Source organism: Pedobacter sp. B4419, from assembly GCF_059693725.1.
This window is the reverse complement of sequence record NZ_JCASSL010000001.1, coordinates 2,328,554-2,348,655: the sequence shown is the minus strand read 5'-3', so window position 1 is coordinate 2,348,655 and position 20,102 is coordinate 2,328,554. Positions and strand designations below refer to the sequence as shown.

Genomic DNA, 20,102 nt, shown 5'->3' with positions numbered 1-20,102 from the left:
CTATACTGCTATTTGACAAATATACGCGCAAAAAGTTTTGAGCCCTTTAAAATTTGACGAATTAGCTTAAAATATTGATGGCTTGGGTATGTTTAAAACAATTTTTTTTAATTTTTCCATGTAAAGGACTTCCAAAATTCGTGGCAAATACGTAACATTGCACTCGCAAAACCCAAGTGGTTTTTCAGGGCCTATAGCTCAGTTGGTTAGAGTAGAAGACTCATAATCTTTTGGTCGCTGGTTCGAGCCCAGCTGGGCCCACAAAATTTCAAAAAAAGGGTGTTTCTGATAAAGAAACACCCTTTTTTTGTTTTCATAATTGGATTTCGTCGAAATTCTATCTCATTGCCTCAGGCAATCGTTCTGAGCTGTACCCAGCCAGTAAGGTAATGGATGCATTTTCGCTTGATATGAACTTAGAGTACTATATAGATGACCTGCTTGACAGCCATCTGTAAAAAAAGGAACAGTCAAAATTTGACAAGAAGCTCCATAAGGATATGGAAAAAGCAATTGTATACGGCATTCCAGGGGCATCATTTCAGGGTATTGGCTATAAAAGTACAATCCAGGAACTACTAGCTACGGAAAAGGTGTTGAGTTAATAAAAAACACAATTGCTAAAGACATTCTAAGGATTTAAAAAACGGAAATATTGCTTTGAATACCAATATTCCAGAACCTATTTTAAGAGATGCTGGACTTGCAAAGGATCAGTATGTTAAATCCGCCAATGCTTCATCGGTTCGTATAAAAAAGCTGGAAATTCGGTTAAAAGATAGGGCTAGACAAACCTATAAGAGCCTATAACCTTGCAGATTTTTAAAATATTCCCTTTGATTGAGCTGTAATTTTTTCTGTCAAGTTTCTTTCTTTTTTGCTATCATTGATTGACTCTCAATAAAACATATATGGCATCGGCTGATAAAAACCTTAAAGAAGTTCCAAAACGTTTAACGCCTACTAAGGAAACTTTGAATCTGTTGTTTGCACTTTCGGGCAATCAATGTGCTTTCCCGGGATGTAGCAATAGGCTTTTTAACCACAAAAACAAGCTCATAGCTAACGTATGTCATATTGAAGCAGCACTGGAAGGCGGGAAGCGTTTCAATCCAGATAGCACAAATCAGCAAAGACGCCATTTTGATAATTTGATGGCTTTGTGTCTTGAGCACCATGTGGAGACTGATGACCTGCAGGTATTTAAGGTTGAGGATATGCGCAGGATGAAGGCTGCGCATGAGAACAGTTTCAAAGGGGTATTTTCTCCGAACAGCGAGCAGATAGACAATGCCTATGATATCGAGGTAAAAAATTCGCTGACGCGGATAGAAGATAGCACAATGCGCATTGAAACTGGTTTGGAGGAGAACTCTGGCCAGCTCTTGCTGCTTCATGCCAAATTTGACCAATTTCTGAGCCTGGCTAATGAAACCGTACCTACAGGCCAGGCTGGGTATGATGCCAGACTGGATGAGATTTTTGTTTATCGTACCAATGGAAGACCATTGAGCGCAATTGAACATTTCCAGTTATTGAAAAAAAGCGACTGGAAAAAAATGGACGACCGTGAAAAATACAGGTTGCTTGCGTTGACGGGGATATGTCATATCGACCTGCTGGATCCCGAAAGCGCGGCGCATTCGTTCGTTGAAGGACTGAGCTTTCAAGCGGAAAATATCAAAGCAATCAATTTTGGGATATTGGGATATACAATCCAAGGGCAGAAAAACGAAGCAAACAAACTGGTTGAAAAAGGCTTGGCAATAGATCCGATGCACGCTGGGATTCTTTCCTCGAAGATCAGGCTGGCCTCATTGGACAAGCTTGACGAACTGGTTATGGAGCTTCCGGCGGAGGTATTGGAAAACGTAGAGGTCGTGTTCGAACTGGCTCGGAAATATAGGGAAAAGAAGGATTATAAAACAGCTTTTAAATGGCTAAGGGTAGCCTTGAAAGTTAAGGAGGGAGACAAGTATGAAATTCTTTCATTGCATGCAACATTCATTCTTGAATCGATATTCAATAGCTTCAAGATCGAGAGCCAGCAGATATCTTCCCAAACACTTGCCGAGGCGAACCAGGCCGTAAATATGTACACCCAAGCCTGGGAAGAGGTGCAAAACACCGAATTAGCAGGAACAAGAGCCTGGTACCTTTTGAATAGGGGAATTGCGAAAAAAATTCTGGGCGATAAGGAGGGATATTATGAAGATGTGCTTTACGCAGGCAATATCAGTGAGTCCTATGAGGTCCAGCATCAGCTCCTGCTTGTTGCCATTGAATTGGGCAAGACCGGCAAGGTCAGGGAGCTTTTGGACAAGCTGAAAGCAGTGGCCAGTGATGAACAGTTATTGGAACTTGAATATTTGGAAGCACACCATTTATTGATTGAAGATGAAATTGGATCTGCTGAGCAGGTGCTTAGGCAATTGATGGAGAAATCCCTGCCTAAAAAACTGCACATAAGCTCACTGCTGGATATTTATGGCATCTACGTGCATTTGGGCGAATATGATAAAGCAGAGGGGTGCGTTTCTGCCCTTGAACTACTGGCCCCTAAAGACCTGTCAACGATGACGCTTCGGGCGAGGATCGATGCTCGGTTGGGACAGGCCGAACTCAGGGAGTCATTGCTTACCGTAAAATCCAAAGTTACCTCGGAGATGCCCGAGCATGAGATCCTAGTTTTGGCACAGGATCTGGAGAAATGCGGCTGCCACCAGGAAGCCGCGGAGCTTTATGAACTCGTAGTCGACCGAAATGTGTATTCGCCAATTCTGGAAAAACTTCTGCGGTGTTATAATGTTATCGGGGAAAATGCGAGAATTTTAAGCATAGCGCACGATCTGCTAGAAAAGTATGGCCCAATCAGGCTCTGTTCAGAACTTGTTTCCTATGTTTATGAGCGTATCCGGGATGAGGAAAAGGCGATCAAAACCTGTGAAGATTACCTAAAGGTATATCCCGATGACCAGCAGATGCGGTTGAGGCTGGCCTGCATATATGATCGAGAGAGAAAGACTGACCTTTTGCGAGTGGAAATGGAAAACTTTCGGCATCTGGACAAAAACCTGTCTTTGACGCACCAGTTCATGGTGGCCAGGTTAATGCTGAAAGCAGGCTTTGTTCAACTCGCGCGATCTTTCGCTTATGAGGCCAGGAGGCAATTTTATGATGATGCCGAAGCACATGACCAGTTTTTTGCCTTTCATCTGGATGAGGAAAAGACAAATCCACCAACCAGGTCTGCTCTTGATGAGGTAATCGAAGATTGTGAGGTAACCCTGAAAATCGGTGCCAATATAGTCTCTTTTATCTTGGAAGACCGATTTGATGGTGTCGAATCCAGAGGAGAGAGGTCAATCCATTCCCATGAAGGTAAGGCTCTGATGGGAAAAAAAGTAGGTGATTTGATAGCGATCCACGCCAGCTATGCTGATCATTTTGGCGAAATCCTGTCGATCAGTCCTAAATTTGATTTTGCAATAAGGGAAAGCCTGAAACTAATAGGAACCGTATTTGCTAACCAATCCAGTATGCGGACATTCCAGTTTCCGGAATCCGGGAGCCCGCTCGAAATGAGGAACGCATTGTTCGATATCCTGGAAAAGCAGAGTGGCAGTAGCGATACCTTAAATGAATATTATCAAGCCGGGAATTTCCCTATAGCGGCCATTGCAGTATTAAAAGGCAAAAACCCCATAGAAGTCTGGATGGATTGCGCTGCAAATCCCCAAGTTGGGGTACATGCTATGGTCATGCAGGAAGATTTTGAGACCGCCCTGCAAAAATTTGAAAAGGGAAGTCCGATCGTGTTTGAAATTATAGGGTTGCTAACCCTGTTTCAACTTGGGCTCCATGAGAGAGTCAGGGACCTTTCCAACCGTAAAATTGTATTAAAGTCTACGCTTGATCTGATACAGCAGCAATTGGACGATTTTGCCAAAGTGAAAGGGAACAACATCGTTAACCTGATCAGGAATGGGGACGAACTGATTAGGGAAGTTACGACTAAGGAGGATATTGACGAACATATTAGTTTTCTGGAAGAGCTTTTTCAGTGGGTTGCCGATCATACAGAAGTCGTACCCTGCCAGGCGGCGCTTAAAATTAATTGGAACGAAAAACAGGGATATGATGATACAATAGGTGAAAGCACCATTGACACCATCTTAACCACAAAGGATGTTGATGGGGTACTTTTTGCTGAAGAATCAAGTGTAAGAAGCATTGCCAAATCAGAAACCGATGTAGAAGGTCTTTGTACTTTTCAGTTTCTATTTGGGCTCTATAGACTGAACCAGATTACATTTGACGAATACCAGGAAAATGTGTTTGCGCTAGTTCAGCTAAATGAACAGGTCATGCCAGCCACCATCGGTGTTTTGATGCAATGTGCTGCGTTTACAGGCAATCGACTTATGCCTCCGCTCACCACCGGCATTAAAGGCTTGATTGCTGGCAATCTTACACAGGAACATTCAATGAACGTTGCTGCCGGTTTTATAACGGCGATTTATAGCAGTTCGAAACCGCACGTTGCTGACCGGCAGAAACCAAAGGAAAAGATCGTTGTCTGCATATTGGACAACTTATGCAAGATATATGAAGCCGCTGTTGTAAAAGAAACCTTGACTGGCCTATTATCAGAAATACTAGTGTTATCAAAAAGCCGAAATAAAGTTTTTGGCATCCTCAATGAATATTTTAATACGAAATCTTTTTGATTAACCCTCTTTAGTATCTCAAATTGTCACCGTTGCCATATCTTGTTGCTGCTGTGGTCGTGGTTTGGCGCAACTGGTTTGCAATTACATAACCTCTTAGATACTATCTGAAACACCTCGTTAGTTTATCGCACTTATGCATAATGTCTAATGATATGAATTTCTAAAAAGCTGAGCGATCTCATCCATACCCGGTGGCGTTCCCAAAACCAAGTTGATTTTGCCGGAAATGGCTTTTCCTGATTTTGCATCCCTGATCATTTCGATGAGCTGAGGAGCTAATGTGTTGATCTGATCCATAAAAACTGCGCTCCATCCTTTCATTAGTTCCTTTATTCTTTCAAGATTCTTAGGTACTAAGATGGCATTTAATTCATATTCCCACGCCAACAGCTCACGTGCAATCTGAGCGAGCCTGTCTAATGCGTTTTTTATTTCGATAGCTTTTCCCGCTATACCTGGGGGGCCGAATGATTGGGTAAGCTCCTCAAGCGCCTTTACGAATTGCTCGGCAAGACCGATAACCGTTCCAAGCGAATTTTGTACAAAATCAGTTAGCTGATCCCGGTCTACATTGGTCTTACGTTGAATGATTTTATCCGCTTTAAGTTCAGAATAGCTTTGGTTAATAATCGACATCTTGCTCTCTAACAACTCAACCGCAAGTTCATACTCCCAAAACGCTTGTCGTTCAACTACGATCTTCTTTGCAATTGCTGTTTCGTTAGCAAAGTCCGACAAGTTTATATATATGAATTCTTTTAGTTGCTGACGTACCTGGTTGCAAAATGGACCTAAAGAGGCTTTTAAATTCCCATCCTCTCTATGATCATCGTAAACACCATAGTTATGACCCAATAGATCAGTTGGTAAATGCAGGTTCTCAGCAGATTTGGGAGTAAGGAAAAATACCCGGTTCTTGCCAAGTTTGCCAATAAAAAGCCCTAGTTCAAAAATCACATTGTCTCTCACCACGTTATGGCTGTTTCCGCGCATTTGGATCAGGTCATTCGGCTTAAAAACAAAGATTGCAAAATCGAATCTGTCAAGTGCTGTTATCAGGTCGTCCAGGGCATTGGAAGAAAGCTTAAAAATTCCTTGTGTCCACACTGTAATATTGCCATCATATTCCAGGTTTTCTTGAATTGCATAGGCCAGATCGAGATTTTCTACTGAGCTTCCTATAAAGACATTTGGTTTCATTGATTGGGTGAAAATATTTTCGTACAAACTTATGCTTTAAAAACCGAAATAAATGTCGGTGGATATTGAATTGTGAGTTTCGGGGAAAGTTTTAGTGAAATAGCCAATATACCATGGTTTCAATTTTTAACGCCGATTTACAAATAGGCAGATCAAACTATTCCCATGAAAAAATGAGGTAAAAACTTTGCTTTGTTTTTTTTGATTAGGAATTAAAAGTTAACATTGCGTCTGTAAGTCAGAAAACGATATTTTAATACAAGTTCGCATTACCAAACCCTCATAATCTCCCGGTCGCTCGTTCGAACCTGGCTATATCCGTAAAAATCCATAATCACTTAATAGTTCCTGCAATTATAAGAGAAAAGGTTGTTATACATGATAACATTTTTCCTCCGTTCTTAATTATACGCTAAAGGTGGGAAAGGGCCAGAAATAACAAACATTCAATATTTGAAAACGCCATGGCCAAATAGCATTTTGATATGTTCGTCAGCGAAACAGTATTGATGAATTAATCTTAAGTTATAAGTTTTTCAGAAAAATTTTCTAGAATTGAGTACCGAAAAGACTGCCAGGTGCAATGATTTTAAAAATGCACCCAGCACTAAGGTAAGCTTGCCGGCAATGACTATATTACAGGTAAAGAAGACAAAATAAGGCCATCCCATCAATGACAGAAAAAAAGGAATTTATACCGTTTTATAGTGATATCAACAGTTTTTTAGCTTCAATCCCAGTAATACACCAGACTTCAAATCCATTGTTCTATTGCATGAGACTGTCTGAACATATCGGCGACATCTACAAGCCACCGTTCAGAAGAGGTTTCTTTTTTCTGGCACTGCTTAGCTCCAAAGGCAAGACCAGCGTAGCTTACAATGAAACCAGTGAAGACATTAAAGATTCTTTTCTGGTGTTCCAATCACCAGACACCATCTACAGCTTTTTCAGGGATAAAGATACCGATGGATACCTGATCTATTTTAAAGAAGAATGTTTTGATTTCTTCAAACCTAAAATTACCAGCGAATTTCCGGTTTTTGATCCTTTGAGCACCAACTTATTCCAACTTGACAAAGATCAGTACGCTGAACTTGCCCCATATTTTGAAGAGGTGTTCAGCGCTTATGAAACCTCGCAGTCCAGCTACAATAGAGCTGCACATAAATTTTTGGCACTGCTCTATCAACTCAAAGAATCAGAGACCGTTCAGCACCGTAAAGAAAATATTCCGCTTTCTGCACAACAGCTGCTCACCAGCAAGTTTCTGTTACTGGTAAACATGCATTACCTGAACAAACGGACAGTTGAAGAATATTCCGAAATGCTTACCGTAAGTTCCAGTTACCTCTCAAAATCCGTTCGCTCCATAACTGCCAGGAATGCGCTTGCACATATCAATGACAGGCTGATAAAAGAAGCTAAGCTGATGATCAAGTTTACACAGCTTAGCATCTCTGAGATTGCTTTCCATCTCAATTTTACCGACGCTTCGAATTTTGGGAAGTTTTTCAGGAAGTACACCGGTTCTACGCCGCTTGCTTTCAGGGTTTCTGAAAGACCCTGAATTTACCATTGATGCCCTTTTTTGAACCAGATCATTTTTGCCCTTTCATTATACTTTTGCGCAATAAGTTTTGAGGAACTTATACGATCCGCTTAATTATTAAAAATGAAAATGATACTATTGAAAATCCTTGCAGTATTGGTTGCAATTATTGCTGTGCTATGTGTAATCGCAATATTTACCCGTAAAAATTACACCATCAAAAGAGAAATTACCATTGATGCACCAGTTGAAAAAGTGTACAGCTACGTGAGTTTTCATAAAAACCAACCACAGTTCAACCAATGGCTCAGTTATGACCCCAATGCCAGAATTCAGATAAAAGGGGTCGACGGACAGGCAGGGGCAATACTTCATTTTGAGAGTAAAAGTAAAAAGGCAGGTACGGGAGAATGGGAAAACACCCATTTTATCGAAAACAAACAGATCGACTTTAACATCAGGTTTATTGCCCCTTATGCTTTTACTGCAAACGGATCATTATTCTTTAAACCCATCGACCCAAATAAAAGCACTTTGCTGTGGGAATACCATAGCGGCATGAACTGGCCAATGAACATTACTTTGTTGTTTATCAATATGGATCAGATCATTGGTGCCGATATAGAAAGTACACTCGAAAAAATCAAACTCCATACCCAAAAACCATAACGATGTCTTTCACCACTTATATCAAAAATATCCAGGAAAAAACCGGCAAAACGCCCAAAGATTTCCAGCTCCTTGCCGAAGAAAAAGGTTTTATCAAAGATGGAACCGTAAATGTTAAAGCCACCGAAATCATCAATTGGCTAAAGCAGGATTTTAGCTTAGGACATGGCCACGCAACCGCGATGTATGCCTATCTCAAAGGCAAACGTGAATAATCAGCCTAATTTAAAATAAAAAGAAAAATGAAAGTCCAAACCCTTCAAAACACAAAACCGGTAAACGAGATATCGCTATCCTGGCTAAAAGCAACGATAGGCGCAACCCTCACCTTTATGATCTTGCTTGTTGCCTTGCATTTCATTAAAGCAGAACTCGATCCATCCTGGCGTATGATCAGCGAATATGCAATCGGTGAGCATGGCTGGATGATGGTCATTGCCTTCCTCGCATGGGCCTTGGCTTATGCCTCCTTGTTCTTTAGTATCCGGTCTCAGTTTGTAGGCGTGTTGGGTAAAATAGCTTTAGTTTTACTTTTAGTCAGTTCATTGGGTTTATTGATTGCAGGTGTTTTTGTAACCGATCCGATCACTATAAATCCAGAAGAGGCCACAATCAGTGGAATGTTACACGGCCTGGGAGGATCTCTGGGATTGGCAATGCCGTTTTCGGCTGTTCTTGGGAGCTGGTCGCTATTTAAAAACCCAAACTGGGCACCGGTAAGAAAACCAATTTTATGGTCAGCAATATTGGTAGTTTTCGGTTTTCTGATTTCCATTATTTCGATAATTGTTTTATTTTCCCAGAACAATGGGGTGGCCGGACCAAGCGTAACAGTTGGATACCCTATGCGTTTTGAAGCATTCACTTATTGCATCTGGCTAATTGTAGTGGCCAGGCAAGCAGGAATCTTGAGAAAACAGGCGAAGTAAAAGCTCATAGTTGGGCCTAAAATTCTAAATAGGAGTGGCAGTATGAAAATTCATTCAACAAACTATTTTGACACCTTTATTGAAGTGGCAGAAGATACAAAAGTTAACTGTGGAACAAGACCGCCGAGTAAAGACAAAAAAACAGTTGCAGAAATGCAGTACGGACTAATTGCCAAAAATCCTTATCAATATACTTCTGACGACATCTTGTTCCAGGTTTATGCCGACAGAAATGACCTAACTGAAGGGGAATATGAACAGGCAAGGGCGCATTTCTTCTCAAAAGGGCAGGCTTGCCTGCGAGCTTCGCCCCTAACAAAAACCTATGGTTTTGGCATTCATAGTGATGTAGATGGGAAAATTGCTCTTTATGGAATGGAAACCAGTGCGTACCAGGAATTTTTGGCAAACAAAAAAATCAAAAAAGTAAAAGCTGTGAGGTCGGCTAGATAATCACAATGAATAAATAGGGTTGGTGTATAATCCTGTGAAGGTACTTTCTGATAGAATTAGATTTCTCTATGTTGATGGGCACAAAAAAATGAAAAGCCATTTCTGTTTAAGAAATGGCTTTTTTGATTCTATACTAAATTCAAGCAGTTACTTTGGTTGCAAGATTATTCCAGCCCTGTTTATTGGTTAGCAGGGGGCGTTTTTCCTATAAATTCAACCACATAGGTACGGTTGTCTCTTCGTGTGTTATAGGTACTCTTTTGAATCTCATTGATTACAAATTCGTAGCCCCTGTTTGGCGGGCTCGACAAACTGTTGTTGCAGATGTTGTGAAGCCTGATTCCTTGTTTATCTGGAACTTCCACTGAACTTTTTATCTTGATTTCATTGTGCAATACATCATAGATGCCAAATGCCGAAGCCTCGTGGTTGTTAACGCTAGGCGCTACTTTGTAGGCCGCATAACCGGCGCGGGTGCCATTTTCGCTCATATAAGCGGCCTGATTAGGGGCATCATAGGGGCTTTCGCACTGGAAGAAATAGGTTTTGCCATATTCGCCTGTCCAATAGACCTGATATTCCTGAAAATGCTCCACAAACATCGCATACAGGGTTGCGTAGTCGCCATTAACAACCAGTCCGTTCTTTGCCGTATTGATATCCCATCCCACGCTGCCCCGTACGCCATGATCTGCTCTCCAGATCCAGAAATGGTCTCCGATAACATCGTTGCTGTTGATGATAACTGTTTGGTCAACATGTACCTTGGCCGAGCGAAAGCCTCCAATCCTGAAAAACAAATCGGCTAAAACAGTTGGGTTCTGCTTGTGTCGGGTTTCGGTTTTTTTAGTCCCAATCTGAAGCAAACTATGCGAACTGTAATGCGCATCGAACATTAGGGAGGCAATTGAAACGCCGTCTACATCGTCAACCACAATTGCCGAAGTAGAGTTTTCCTGATCAGGTATTAAAGTGGCCAAGCCCAAACCCAGTATAATGGTGTTGGGTTTGGTGATGTGCAGGGGCACTGAAAGTTTATACATGCCAGGGGTAATCAGCAAGTGCTTGCCTGCGCTGAGCTGTTTGTTCATTTCTTGTGCAGTGGTACCCGCTTTAACCACAAAGAAGCTTTTCAAAACGTCAATCACTTCGCCATCGCCCATATTGGTTCTGGTATATGAAACGCCTTTGCGGTTATGTTTTAACGCCGGACGGAATACTTTATAGCGCTGATCTTTATCTATAAATAAAAATGGTTTTTCACGGATAACCGGAGTATTTGGTATCATAGTGACGTTGCCGCCTTTATCCCAATTGTTTTGATAGGTGCCGAGCTCTACGCTCTGTCCAAAATCAACACCTTGGAAACAATAGTTGTACTTGATTTCCTGGAATTCGCCACGTCCTTTATTGAGAAAAGAGTTGCGCGTATACCATTGCTGCTGGTTTTTTGATCCTGCAGCGGCGTTGAAATAGCAGTCTGCGGTGTAACCCCCGCTTACCCACCCATTTCCCCACTGATGGCGTACTACGCGAGTAGAATATATTCTGCGGATTGGTGCGGCTTGTGAAACGGCCCATTTAAAGGTTTCTTCTTCATCGTAGGTTTCTGGACCGATAACCGAAAGGTTTTCTGCAGCCCGCCAAAAGGTTGTAGTGCCATTGCCGTCAGCATTGCGAGGCGGCGTATGCAGGTTGGATACCTGTACATCATAAGGAGTTCTCCCCAATCCTGCAATTTGTACGTAATAAGGTATTTTAAGCAAACCAGCGCCCTTGTAATCGCCAGGCTTAAAAAGGATGGCATAACGATTAGGACTGAACTCTTTTCCAAACAGCTGATCGTGGATGCCATTGATCTCGCGGCCAACGGATGCTAAGCTGTCAAATGGGCTATAGATACGTGTGTTTTCGCCAAATAATTCGATTTCCAAACCCAATTGGGCAATTTGCTGGTTATTGTCAAATACCTGGTAATAATAGTCGTACAGATTTCCTTTGGCTGTTTGATCTACAAAAGAAGTGTTTGAGGTGGTGCCTATGGTTTCGTATTTGCCAAAACGACCTTTTGCCCTCTTGACGGTATAGGTTGCTTTGGGATTTTTATCGCTTGTTTTTTTGCCAAAATTTAAAATCACCCGCCCATTCTTGATGATGGTTTCTTGGGTTTGGGCTTGCCCAGTTGAAATAAAAACGAAGAGGAGCAGCAATAAATTTAAAGCGAATTTTATCGCTCGGATGGGTTTGGTTGGTATCATCATAAAAAAATTAGGTTAAAAGCCAGATGCCTGTCAAGTATTTGTTAAATATAAATGAAATTTTAGCTTTGGCTAAATATGGAGTTGTATTTATTTTATGTTCAGCTAATTATGACTAAAGCTGGCCACTGCAGGCCCTTGCCTTTAGATGATAAAGGTGTGCAGCAATAGCCAAAAGAAGGTGATGCTGCAGACCTGTTTTTTTTGGAGGCGAGCTGTTCTGCCGAAGCAGTTTCTCGGATATCGCCGGTTAGCTCAATACTCTATAAGGGCAAGGTTGTTTATTAAGAAACATTAGACCTGAACCATGGCGTTAAATGTATACGATTGGCACGGATACCACGATTTCGGTGCCTTTTGGGCTAGAGTTGATCTTGATTGATCCGTTTAGGTATTTGGTGCGTCTGCGAATGGACTCCAGGCCCATGTTCGATTTGCTGTCGCCAGGCTTTTTTTCTGTAAGACCAATTCCATCGTCGCTCACCGTTAAGATAAGGTTATCGTTTTCTTCGTAAATCAAAATTTCTATGTTTCTGGCTTTGGCGTGCTTGATGATATTGGTAATGGCTTCTTGGATAATGCGCAGGAGTGCGATGCGGATGTCTGTTCCAACACCACTCAGCGAGTGATCGTCTATATGGATGGTCTTGTTATATTTGCCACTGGGCAGGGCGTTTGCTGTGAGCAATATGATCTGTTTTTCGAAAGAGAGCTCATGTTGCGTATCGGCAGCGCTAAACCATTCGTGGCTCTTGCTCCTTACGGTTTCATAGGTCTTTGCCATCTCGGTTCTAAGCGCAATGAATTTGTTTTTTAGGGAAGTATCTTCGATATCCATAGCCAGTACTTCAAGTTGGTTCCTAAAGGCCGCAATAGATGAAGAAAGGCCATCGTGCAGGTCTTGCCCCAGTCGCTGCTGTTCTTCCTTTACGGCTTGATGTTTAGCCTCTTCCATGGCAATAACCTGCATATTGGCCGCGCTATTAAGGGCTTCTACCTGTGCCCTTGCTTTTCGGCTGCTGTAAACCATAATCAGGTAAATGATCAGGATGAGAATTGAGGCCGAAACAGAAATCAGCACCAGCCAAAAGGTGCGCTGCTGTTTAATCTTCTCTGTTTTTTGAAGGGCGATTCCGGTATGTTCAGATTGGGTATAGGCATAAAGCAGGTCGCTTGATTCGGTAAGCAGGCTTGCCTCTAACTCCCGCTCATTTTTTAGCGCATCGCCAAGATAGGTATAGGCTCCTTTATAGTTTCCTTCGAGGGCCTGTAGTTTGGCTTTGAATTCGGCAAGGTCTGCACTTTGGCTTTTGCCAAAATTAGGAGACGATTCATATCTTGCAATATAAGTGCGGAGGCTGTCTGGATTTTTTAGGTTAAGGTAGTTTTCAATGCGAAAGCGAACCAGGTTAATATCGATAAAGTTTGTTGCCTGGTCTTTATAGGTGATTTTTAGGGCTTGCATTTTGTTTAGCAAGGCTTTGGCATCGTTATACCTGTGCTCAAAGTTGGCTACCGTATGCTCCATATCAACCATGAGCAGGTCATTGTAGAGCATCTGGCTTCTTTTAATCGGATACTTGTGCTGTATTGCCGTACCGATCTGCTTAGCCAAAAGTGCAGCTTGGCGTACCCCTGTAGTGTCGTTCATCCTCATGTAGCCCATTAGGGTTGGCGAAAGGATATACATAGCGTTTAAGGCCACCGCCTCGTCGGTTTTTTTTTGGCGCAAGAGCTCGGGCAGGGTTTCAAGGTATTTTCGCTCGCCTTTAAAAATGTCGATTACCTTGGCGTAAAGCTTTTGCTCCTGATAGATCCTGCATTTTTGCAACTGCTCTATCAAGGGATGCTCCTCACCGAGTTTTTTATATGCTGCAGTAATCTTTTCGGCATAATACATCGAAGCGCCTTTCTTTTTAAAGAGACGTGCATTGTTAAAAAAAAGGAAGTAATAGCTTACACGGGCACGGAGATAGGTCTCTTTGCTCCAGGCAATTTCTTCGTAAAGGTCTAGCAGGTCTACCAGTTCCTTGGTTTCAAAATGCTTTCCTTCAGAAAAGAGCTGGTGTGTGAGCGAATCGGCTTTGAGAAAATACTGTTCTGCCGATAGCCGGCCCATTTGGTAGGCCTTGTCTAGCTTGTAAAATTCATTTTGTGCATTTGTTTTGGTCTGGCCAATCGCTGTTTGATTGGCAAGGAGGAGGAAAAATACGGACAGGAAATAAAAAATCCTTGGGTAAGGGCAAAATCTGATGTTCATGGAATATAGGGAATCAATAGTTACAGATGGTGTCAGATCAGCTCCTGCTCGCGTGCATAAGACAACAGTTCTGTAATGGAATTGACGCTCACTTTGGCCATCATTTTGCGGCGGTGGGCCACAATGGTATGCTTGCTTAAGTGTGTCTGTTCAGCGGTTTGGGCAATAGATAATCCACGTGCAAAATAATGCAAAACCTCCAGTTCACGCGCTGTAAACGGTATCTTTTTGGATAGGTTGGTGCTCGAAGCAATCTCGCTGATTGCAGGAGAAACGTACTGGCCACCCTGGCTGATGATGGTGAGGCATTCGAGGATAGCATTAAAACCCGATGATTTGCTCACAAAGCCCTGAGGGCTGTAGCTTAGGATATTTGTAATGGCGGTTGGACTGATTACCGAGCTCATTACAATGATGGTAATGTGCTTGTTTAGCCTCCTGGCTTCGTTAATGAGGGGCAGGCCGTTTTTGTTTTTGAGGTAATAGTCTAAAAAGAGGTAAATGGGCAACTGGGAATGCTTGATCAGAAAATGAATTAACTCCCGTTCTTCGCTAAGGGTATGAACAGAACGGAAAAGCTCCAGTCTTTCGATAAGTGCCGAAAAAGAATCCGCAAATAGGAGATGGTCATCAAAAACAATTGCAATAGCTTCACTTTTTTTCATAAACAGGCTGAATATAGCAAAAGTACAGCCTTAGTTTCATGGGCAAGAGATCGGTAAAGTCATGAATAGCTAATTAATGCTATTGATATGGCCTACAATGACAATTTTTTGTTAGTTAACTTTTTTGTTGCTTAAGCTAAATCGATTTTTTAAGTAATAAATCTTTCTTCTTTTCTTTTATGCAATCGATAACAAAATAAGATCTTGCTGCCACTTTCCTCTTTTTTAAAGAAGTGAATAGCAAAATTGCTTCAATTTATGCTATTGTTTTTGCTAATGGATAGCAAATTTTTGTTATTCGCTTCAATAGCGTAGCATGATGTTGTTATAATGCGTATGTGCCTGACTCACTTAAGGATAGCAATGCTAATTTTAGGTAATTGGTAGGATCAGCATGATCACGGCTAAGAAAAAATAACGCACATCATCCCCAATTTTATGAACATACAATTACGATCTCAGCTGAGTGCGAAAAAAGCACCTGCTCATCAGCAACAACTAATTGGTTTAACATCAGGAAACGTCTTAGAAACAGGGACAGCAACGAGAACCAGAAATTTAAACAAAGAGCTTTTGTATCACCGTATAGCCAATGCCATGAAAAAAGCCATGTGCATTGGTTTGATGCTTGGCTTCCATACCTTGGTTTCGGCCCAACAAAAGGTAAAAGATGGTTCAGTTAGCGGTACTAATTTGCCAAACAAAGACGCCTTACTCGAATTAGAAAGCGCCAACAAAGGCATATTACATGCACGGGTTGCTTTAAGGCTTACTACAGATGCCTTCCCCTTGAGCGCACACGTAGCGGGTATGATGGTTTACAATACCGCCACGCAAAATGATGTGGCGCCGGGCATTTATTACAATGACGGTACCAAATGGGTACTTGCCAAAAGCACCGCAGGTACTTTGCATACGGCAAATATGTCGGGCACAACTGGCATACCGGGGATTCCTGGTCAGCCCGGAGGTCCTGGGGAAGGTGTTGTTATCGTAACGAACGACAGTGGAACTTATGTGTATCATGCATCAACCCAAACTTGGGTAAACATCAATGGGATAGCAGGCAAGGATGGAACTTCTGTTAGCAATGGAACTGGAGCACCTGGAGCCGGAATTGGAGCTAACGGAGATACCTATGTAGATAATAGTTCGGGTGACATTTATAGTAAACAAGGAAATACCTGGGTAAAAACAGGTAATATCAAAGGCCCGAAGGGAGATGCTGGAGTAGCCGGTTCCCAAGGCCCAGTTGGGCCGGCAGGCTCTAGCGGTGTAGCCGGTGCGACAGGCCCTGCGGGTCCAATCGGTCCGGCAGGTGCACAAGGAGTAGCAGGAGCAGTAGGAGCGACAGGTGCCGATGGCAAATCTGCCTATGAGGTTTGGCTAGTTACACATCCTGGAAAGACAGAAGCGGAATACTTGGCTTCACTAAAGGGCGATACAGGTGCGCAAGGAGTGGCAGGAGCAGTGGGAGCGACTGGTGCAGATGGTAAGTCGGCCTACGAGGTTTGGCTGGTTACGCACCCGGGAAAGACAGAAGCGGAATACTTGGCTTCGCTAAAGGGTGATACGGGTGCGCAAGGTCCGGCGGGTGTTGCGGGGGCACAAGGTCCAGCAGGACCAGCTGGTGCTACAGGTTCAACAGGTGCACAAGGCCCAGCAGGAGCAGTAGGAGCGACAGGTGCAGATGGCAAATCTGCCTACGAGGTTTGGCTGGTTACGCATCCGGGAAAGACAGAAGCGGAATACTTGGCTTCGCTAAAGGGCGATACGGGTGCGCAAGGCCCGGCAGGTGTTGCGGGCACACAAGGTCCAGCAGGACCAGCTGGTGCAACGGGTCCAATCGGTTCAACAGGTGCACAAGGCCCAGCAGGAGCAGTAGGAGCGACAGGTGCAGATGGCAAATCTGCCTACGAGCTTTGGCTGGTTACGCATCCTGGAGAGACAGAAACAGATTTTTTAGCTTCACTAAAAGGTGATAAAGGCGATATTGGTGCGCAAGGTGTGGTAGGAGCAACAGGACCAGCGGGTGTAACAGGTGCACAAGGCCCAGCAGGAGCAGTAGGAGCGACAGGTGCCGATGGCAAATCTGCCTACGAGGTTTGGCTGGTTACGCATCCGGGAAAAACAGAAGCAGAATACTTGGCCTCGCTAAAAGGCGATACGGGTGCACAAGGTCCGGCGGGAGCAACAGGTCCAATCGGCCCAATCGGTCCAACTGGTGCACAAGGAGCAGTAGGACCAGCTGGTGCTACAGGTTCAACAGGTGCACAAGGCCCAGCAGGAGCGACAGGGGCTGATGGCAAATCTTCCTACGAGCTTTGGCTGGTTACCCATCCTGGACAGACAGAAACAGATTTTTTAGCTTCACTAAAAGGTGATAAAGGCGATACGGGTGCACAAGGTCCGGCGGGAGCAGTGGGAGCACCAGGTGCAACGGGTCCAATCGGTCCCACAGGTGCGCAAGGTCCGGCAGGACCAGCGGGTCCCGCAGGGGCAGATGGTATAGATGGCGCTCCTGGTGCGCAAGGCGGGATAGGCCTGATTGTAGATGGTACCAATACTACTGTTACAGGTTCGGGCACAACAATTAATCCTTATAAGATCAATACACCAAGTGTAAATATCTACAACTCCAATGGTACCATAGGCACCGCAAACAGAACCTTAACCATGGGTGTTGGTGCTTCCCTTAAATTTGCCGATGGCGCTACAGGCGATGGCATCACCTTTCAAAAGGGAACGCAGATTTTGAAGGCATCGGCAGGAGGCAGGTCTTACGTACAATTGAATACCGGTACAGCACCCTTTAATTTAATTCTTGAAGACAACAGCAATGGCGCCCAGGTTAAGTCAGGATCTTTAACTATGGCTACACCTTTAGACGTTGGTACAATGGGTGCCGGTGCCTTAAAATTTACTACAAACGGCCTTCAAAGGGCGGCTATTACAGCTACGGGCAATATGGGCATTGGTACAGGTACACCCACCAATACTTTAGAAATAACCTCAACCGTTGCAAACACTTCTGGTTTAACCTTTACTAATTTAAAAAATACATCGCCGGTTACGGCAGGCGCTGCACCGTTGGGTATAGACGCCAGTGGCAAGGTAGTAACCATAGCAGCAGCAAGCGCTGCGGCAGAACCGTGGTATGTACAAGGCGGAACAACGCCTGCCAGTACCAATGCACAAAATATTTACCAGACCGGGAGCGTAGCCATTGGCAAAAATGCGGTGCAAACAGGGGCCTCATTAGATGTAGAAGGTGCAGTGCGCGGAGGTACTAATTTAGTTTTAGGCACACCTGCGGGCGCTGTTGGCGCTAATTCGGTAGCATTTGGAGAAGGAAATACCGCTTCGGGGCAGTCTTCTGGATCATGGGGGGCAAACAACAAGGCAACAGAGCTATATGCCACTGCCTTTGGATGGTTTAATAATGCCACCGGATATACTTCAACAGCATTTGGGGATAGTAATACAGCAGCAGGTCCTAATTCAACAGTATGGGGTTCATATAATACAACAAATTCAGCTGCTAGTTTTGCTACGGTTTTTGGAAACACTAATACTGCTTTGGCACCTAACACTACGGCATTCGGAGTAAATAATATCGCAGCTTCACAAAATGAAGTTGTTTTCGGACGCAACGCTGCCATCACACTGGGCACAATCAATACATTTGTTGATACTGATCCCTTGTTGCAAATCGGAAATGGGCTTAGTAGCGCCAACAGAAACAATGCATTAACCCTGCTTAAAAATGGATACATGGGTATTGGTGTTGATGGTATTGGCGCTATTGCCAAACCTACAGAACGATTAGATATAGGCAACGGAAACCTCAGGATCCGTGCAATCAATCTCAACTCAGGATCTGCTACCGACAAATTGGTCGTAGCTGATGCTGACGGCATTTTAAAAACGATTGATCAGTCTACTCTGGCTGGAAATGATTGGAAGCTTACAGGTAATGCAGGAACCGTAGACGGCACCAGCTTTTTGGGTACCACAGATGATATCCCACTTAATTTTAGGGTAAATGATGTTCAAGCTGGACGTATAGACCACCTCAAATCTAACGTTTATCTTGGTCAAAATACCCCTTCTGCAACTGGAACAGGGCAAGGAAATGTTGCCGTGGGGCAAGATGCACTGAAAGGCGGAGGTAATGTATCAAATAATCTCGCCATAGGAAGAAATACATTATCAGCAGCCTTGGATAACGGCGCAGATGCAAATATAGCAATTGGTAACTCGGTACTAAGTAATAATAAAGCAGGTACTGACAATACTGCAGTTGGTTTCTTGGCGATGACTAACAATACATCTGGTGTTTTTAATAGCGCCTTTGGAAGCAGTGCTTTAAATGGAAATACTACAGGAATGCGTAATGTTGCAGTAGGCTCTAATGCACTAACGGATAATACAACTGGTAATTTTAACAATGCATTTGGTCGCGATGCTTTAAACCATAATACAACTGGATCTAGGAACGTTGGCATCGGTTACCTTGTTTTGTCAGAAGTTACTTCAGGTAGCAATAATGTAGGCATTGGATATACTGCTGGAACAGGGATTAAAACAGGCTCGGATAACACCTTTTTAGGCAATTCTACAAGCGCAAATGGAGATTATAGTTATTCGACGGCAATTGGAGCAAATGCAGTAGTTGGAGCCAGTAACAGCATGGTGTTAGGCGCTGCTGCGGATAATTCAGGCGCTGTTAATGTTGGTATAGGTGTTAATGCACCAACCAATACCTTACATGTTAAGCCAGGTGCCGGTAGTAACCCTGCACGTTTTGAAGACCTACAGCCTGGTAGCCCTACAGATTTTTTTGTCGTAGCAGATGCCAATGGTGTTTTAAAAATTTTAAGTTCAACATCTTTTGCTGCTGCTTCATCAGCTGTAGTACCTGAGCCTTGGAAAGAGGTAGGTACCGGAAATGTAGCAACTTCAAATTCCCATAATATTTATCAAATGGGAAGTCTAGGTATTCAAACAGCTAGTCCCAACTCAACCTTAATGGTTCAAGGTTCGGTAAGCACGGCTATCAGGGTGATTACTGCGAATGACGAAGCAAAAAATGATGATTTTACCATTGTTAACAGGGCAACTGGACCTATAAATTTAATATTGCCCGACCCAACAACCTGCAAGGGGCGTATGTATAACATCATTAATAATGGAGCGGATGCAATTACCACTACTCGTTCATTTGAAGTATCAACTGGCCAGACTCAAAATTTTATTCCTAAATCAACTCAGGGCGTAAACGGCCCCAATCCAAACTTTGGTAATAAATACCTGATTCAAAGTGATGGTACAGTTTGGGTGTTGTTGCAATTAGGTTAACTGTTGTGAAGTAACGGGACAA

At 43.3% G+C, this 20,102-nt stretch carries 11 protein-coding genes and 1 tRNA gene; 8 read left to right on the top strand and 4 right to left on the bottom strand.

Translation table 11 applies throughout. The features are described 5' to 3' along the window. Positions 1-187 precede the first annotated feature (187 nt). Both AC570H_RS09755 and AC570H_RS09750 read left to right on the top strand, forming a co-directional pair. Positions 188-261: transfer RNA gene (locus tag AC570H_RS09755), tRNA-Ile, on the top strand. A 650-nt stretch (positions 262-911) separates the two neighbouring features. Continuing rightward, entirely contained in the window at positions 912-4,730 is a 3,819-nt protein-coding gene (locus tag AC570H_RS09750) for a tetratricopeptide repeat protein (protein WP_497354158.1), read from the top strand. A 147-nt stretch (positions 4,731-4,877) separates the two neighbouring features. On the opposite strand, the gene AC570H_RS09745 is transcribed toward AC570H_RS09750, so the two are convergent. Next, complete coding sequence (locus AC570H_RS09745; RefSeq protein WP_497354156.1) at positions 4,878-5,960, bottom strand: nucleotide-binding protein; 1,083 nt, start codon at positions 5,958-5,960, stop codon at positions 4,878-4,880. A gap of 748 nt (positions 5,961-6,708) precedes the next feature. Here AC570H_RS09745 and AC570H_RS09740 point away from each other — a divergent pair. From AC570H_RS09740 to AC570H_RS09720, 5 genes are all read left to right on the top strand, one after another. Continuing rightward, the gene (locus AC570H_RS09740; protein ID WP_497354154.1) at positions 6,709-7,503 is read left to right on the top strand and encodes a helix-turn-helix domain-containing protein; all 795 of its coding nucleotides are present in this window, start codon (positions 6,709-6,711) and stop codon (positions 7,501-7,503) included. A gap of 105 nt (positions 7,504-7,608) precedes the next feature. After that, the gene (locus tag AC570H_RS09735; RefSeq protein WP_497354152.1) at positions 7,609-8,154 is read left to right on the top strand and encodes an SRPBCC family protein; all 546 of its coding nucleotides are present in this window, start codon (positions 7,609-7,611) and stop codon (positions 8,152-8,154) included. A gap of 2 nt (positions 8,155-8,156) precedes the next feature. Further along, positions 8,157-8,369 (top strand): DUF4287 domain-containing protein, encoded by a 213-nt coding sequence (locus AC570H_RS09730; protein WP_497354150.1) that lies wholly within the window; start codon positions 8,157-8,159, stop codon positions 8,367-8,369. 27 nt (positions 8,370-8,396) lie between these two features. Next, a complete protein-coding gene (locus AC570H_RS09725; RefSeq protein WP_497354148.1) occupies positions 8,397-9,083 on the top strand; it encodes a DUF998 domain-containing protein in 687 nt (228 codons plus the stop codon). Positions 9,084-9,125: 42 nt separating this feature from the next. Then, positions 9,126-9,536, top strand: a complete 411-nt coding sequence (locus tag AC570H_RS09720; protein ID WP_497354146.1) for a DUF6157 family protein — start codon at positions 9,126-9,128, stop codon at positions 9,534-9,536. A gap of 179 nt (positions 9,537-9,715) precedes the next feature. On the opposite strand, the gene AC570H_RS09715 is transcribed toward AC570H_RS09720, so the two are convergent. The 3 genes from AC570H_RS09715 to AC570H_RS09705 all read right to left on the bottom strand — a co-directional run bounded on the left by AC570H_RS09715 (position 9,716) and on the right by AC570H_RS09705 (position 14,719). Beyond that, positions 9,716-11,797, bottom strand: a complete 2,082-nt coding sequence (locus AC570H_RS09715) for a pectate lyase-like domain-containing protein (protein WP_497354144.1) — start codon at positions 11,795-11,797, stop codon at positions 9,716-9,718. A 310-nt stretch (positions 11,798-12,107) separates the two neighbouring features. Next, positions 12,108-14,054, bottom strand: coding sequence for a sensor histidine kinase (locus AC570H_RS09710; RefSeq protein ID WP_497354142.1), 1,947 nt, complete (start codon positions 14,052-14,054; stop codon positions 12,108-12,110). Between the two features lie 32 nt (positions 14,055-14,086). After that, the gene (locus tag AC570H_RS09705) at positions 14,087-14,719 is read right to left on the bottom strand and encodes a LuxR C-terminal-related transcriptional regulator (RefSeq protein ID WP_497354140.1); all 633 of its coding nucleotides are present in this window, start codon (positions 14,717-14,719) and stop codon (positions 14,087-14,089) included. A 438-nt stretch (positions 14,720-15,157) separates the two neighbouring features. Between AC570H_RS09705 and AC570H_RS09700 the strand changes: the two genes are divergently transcribed. Further along, the gene (locus AC570H_RS09700; protein WP_497354138.1) at positions 15,158-20,080 is read left to right on the top strand and encodes a phage tail-like protein; all 4,923 of its coding nucleotides are present in this window, start codon (positions 15,158-15,160) and stop codon (positions 20,078-20,080) included. The last annotated feature ends 22 nt before the right edge of the window (positions 20,081-20,102 follow it).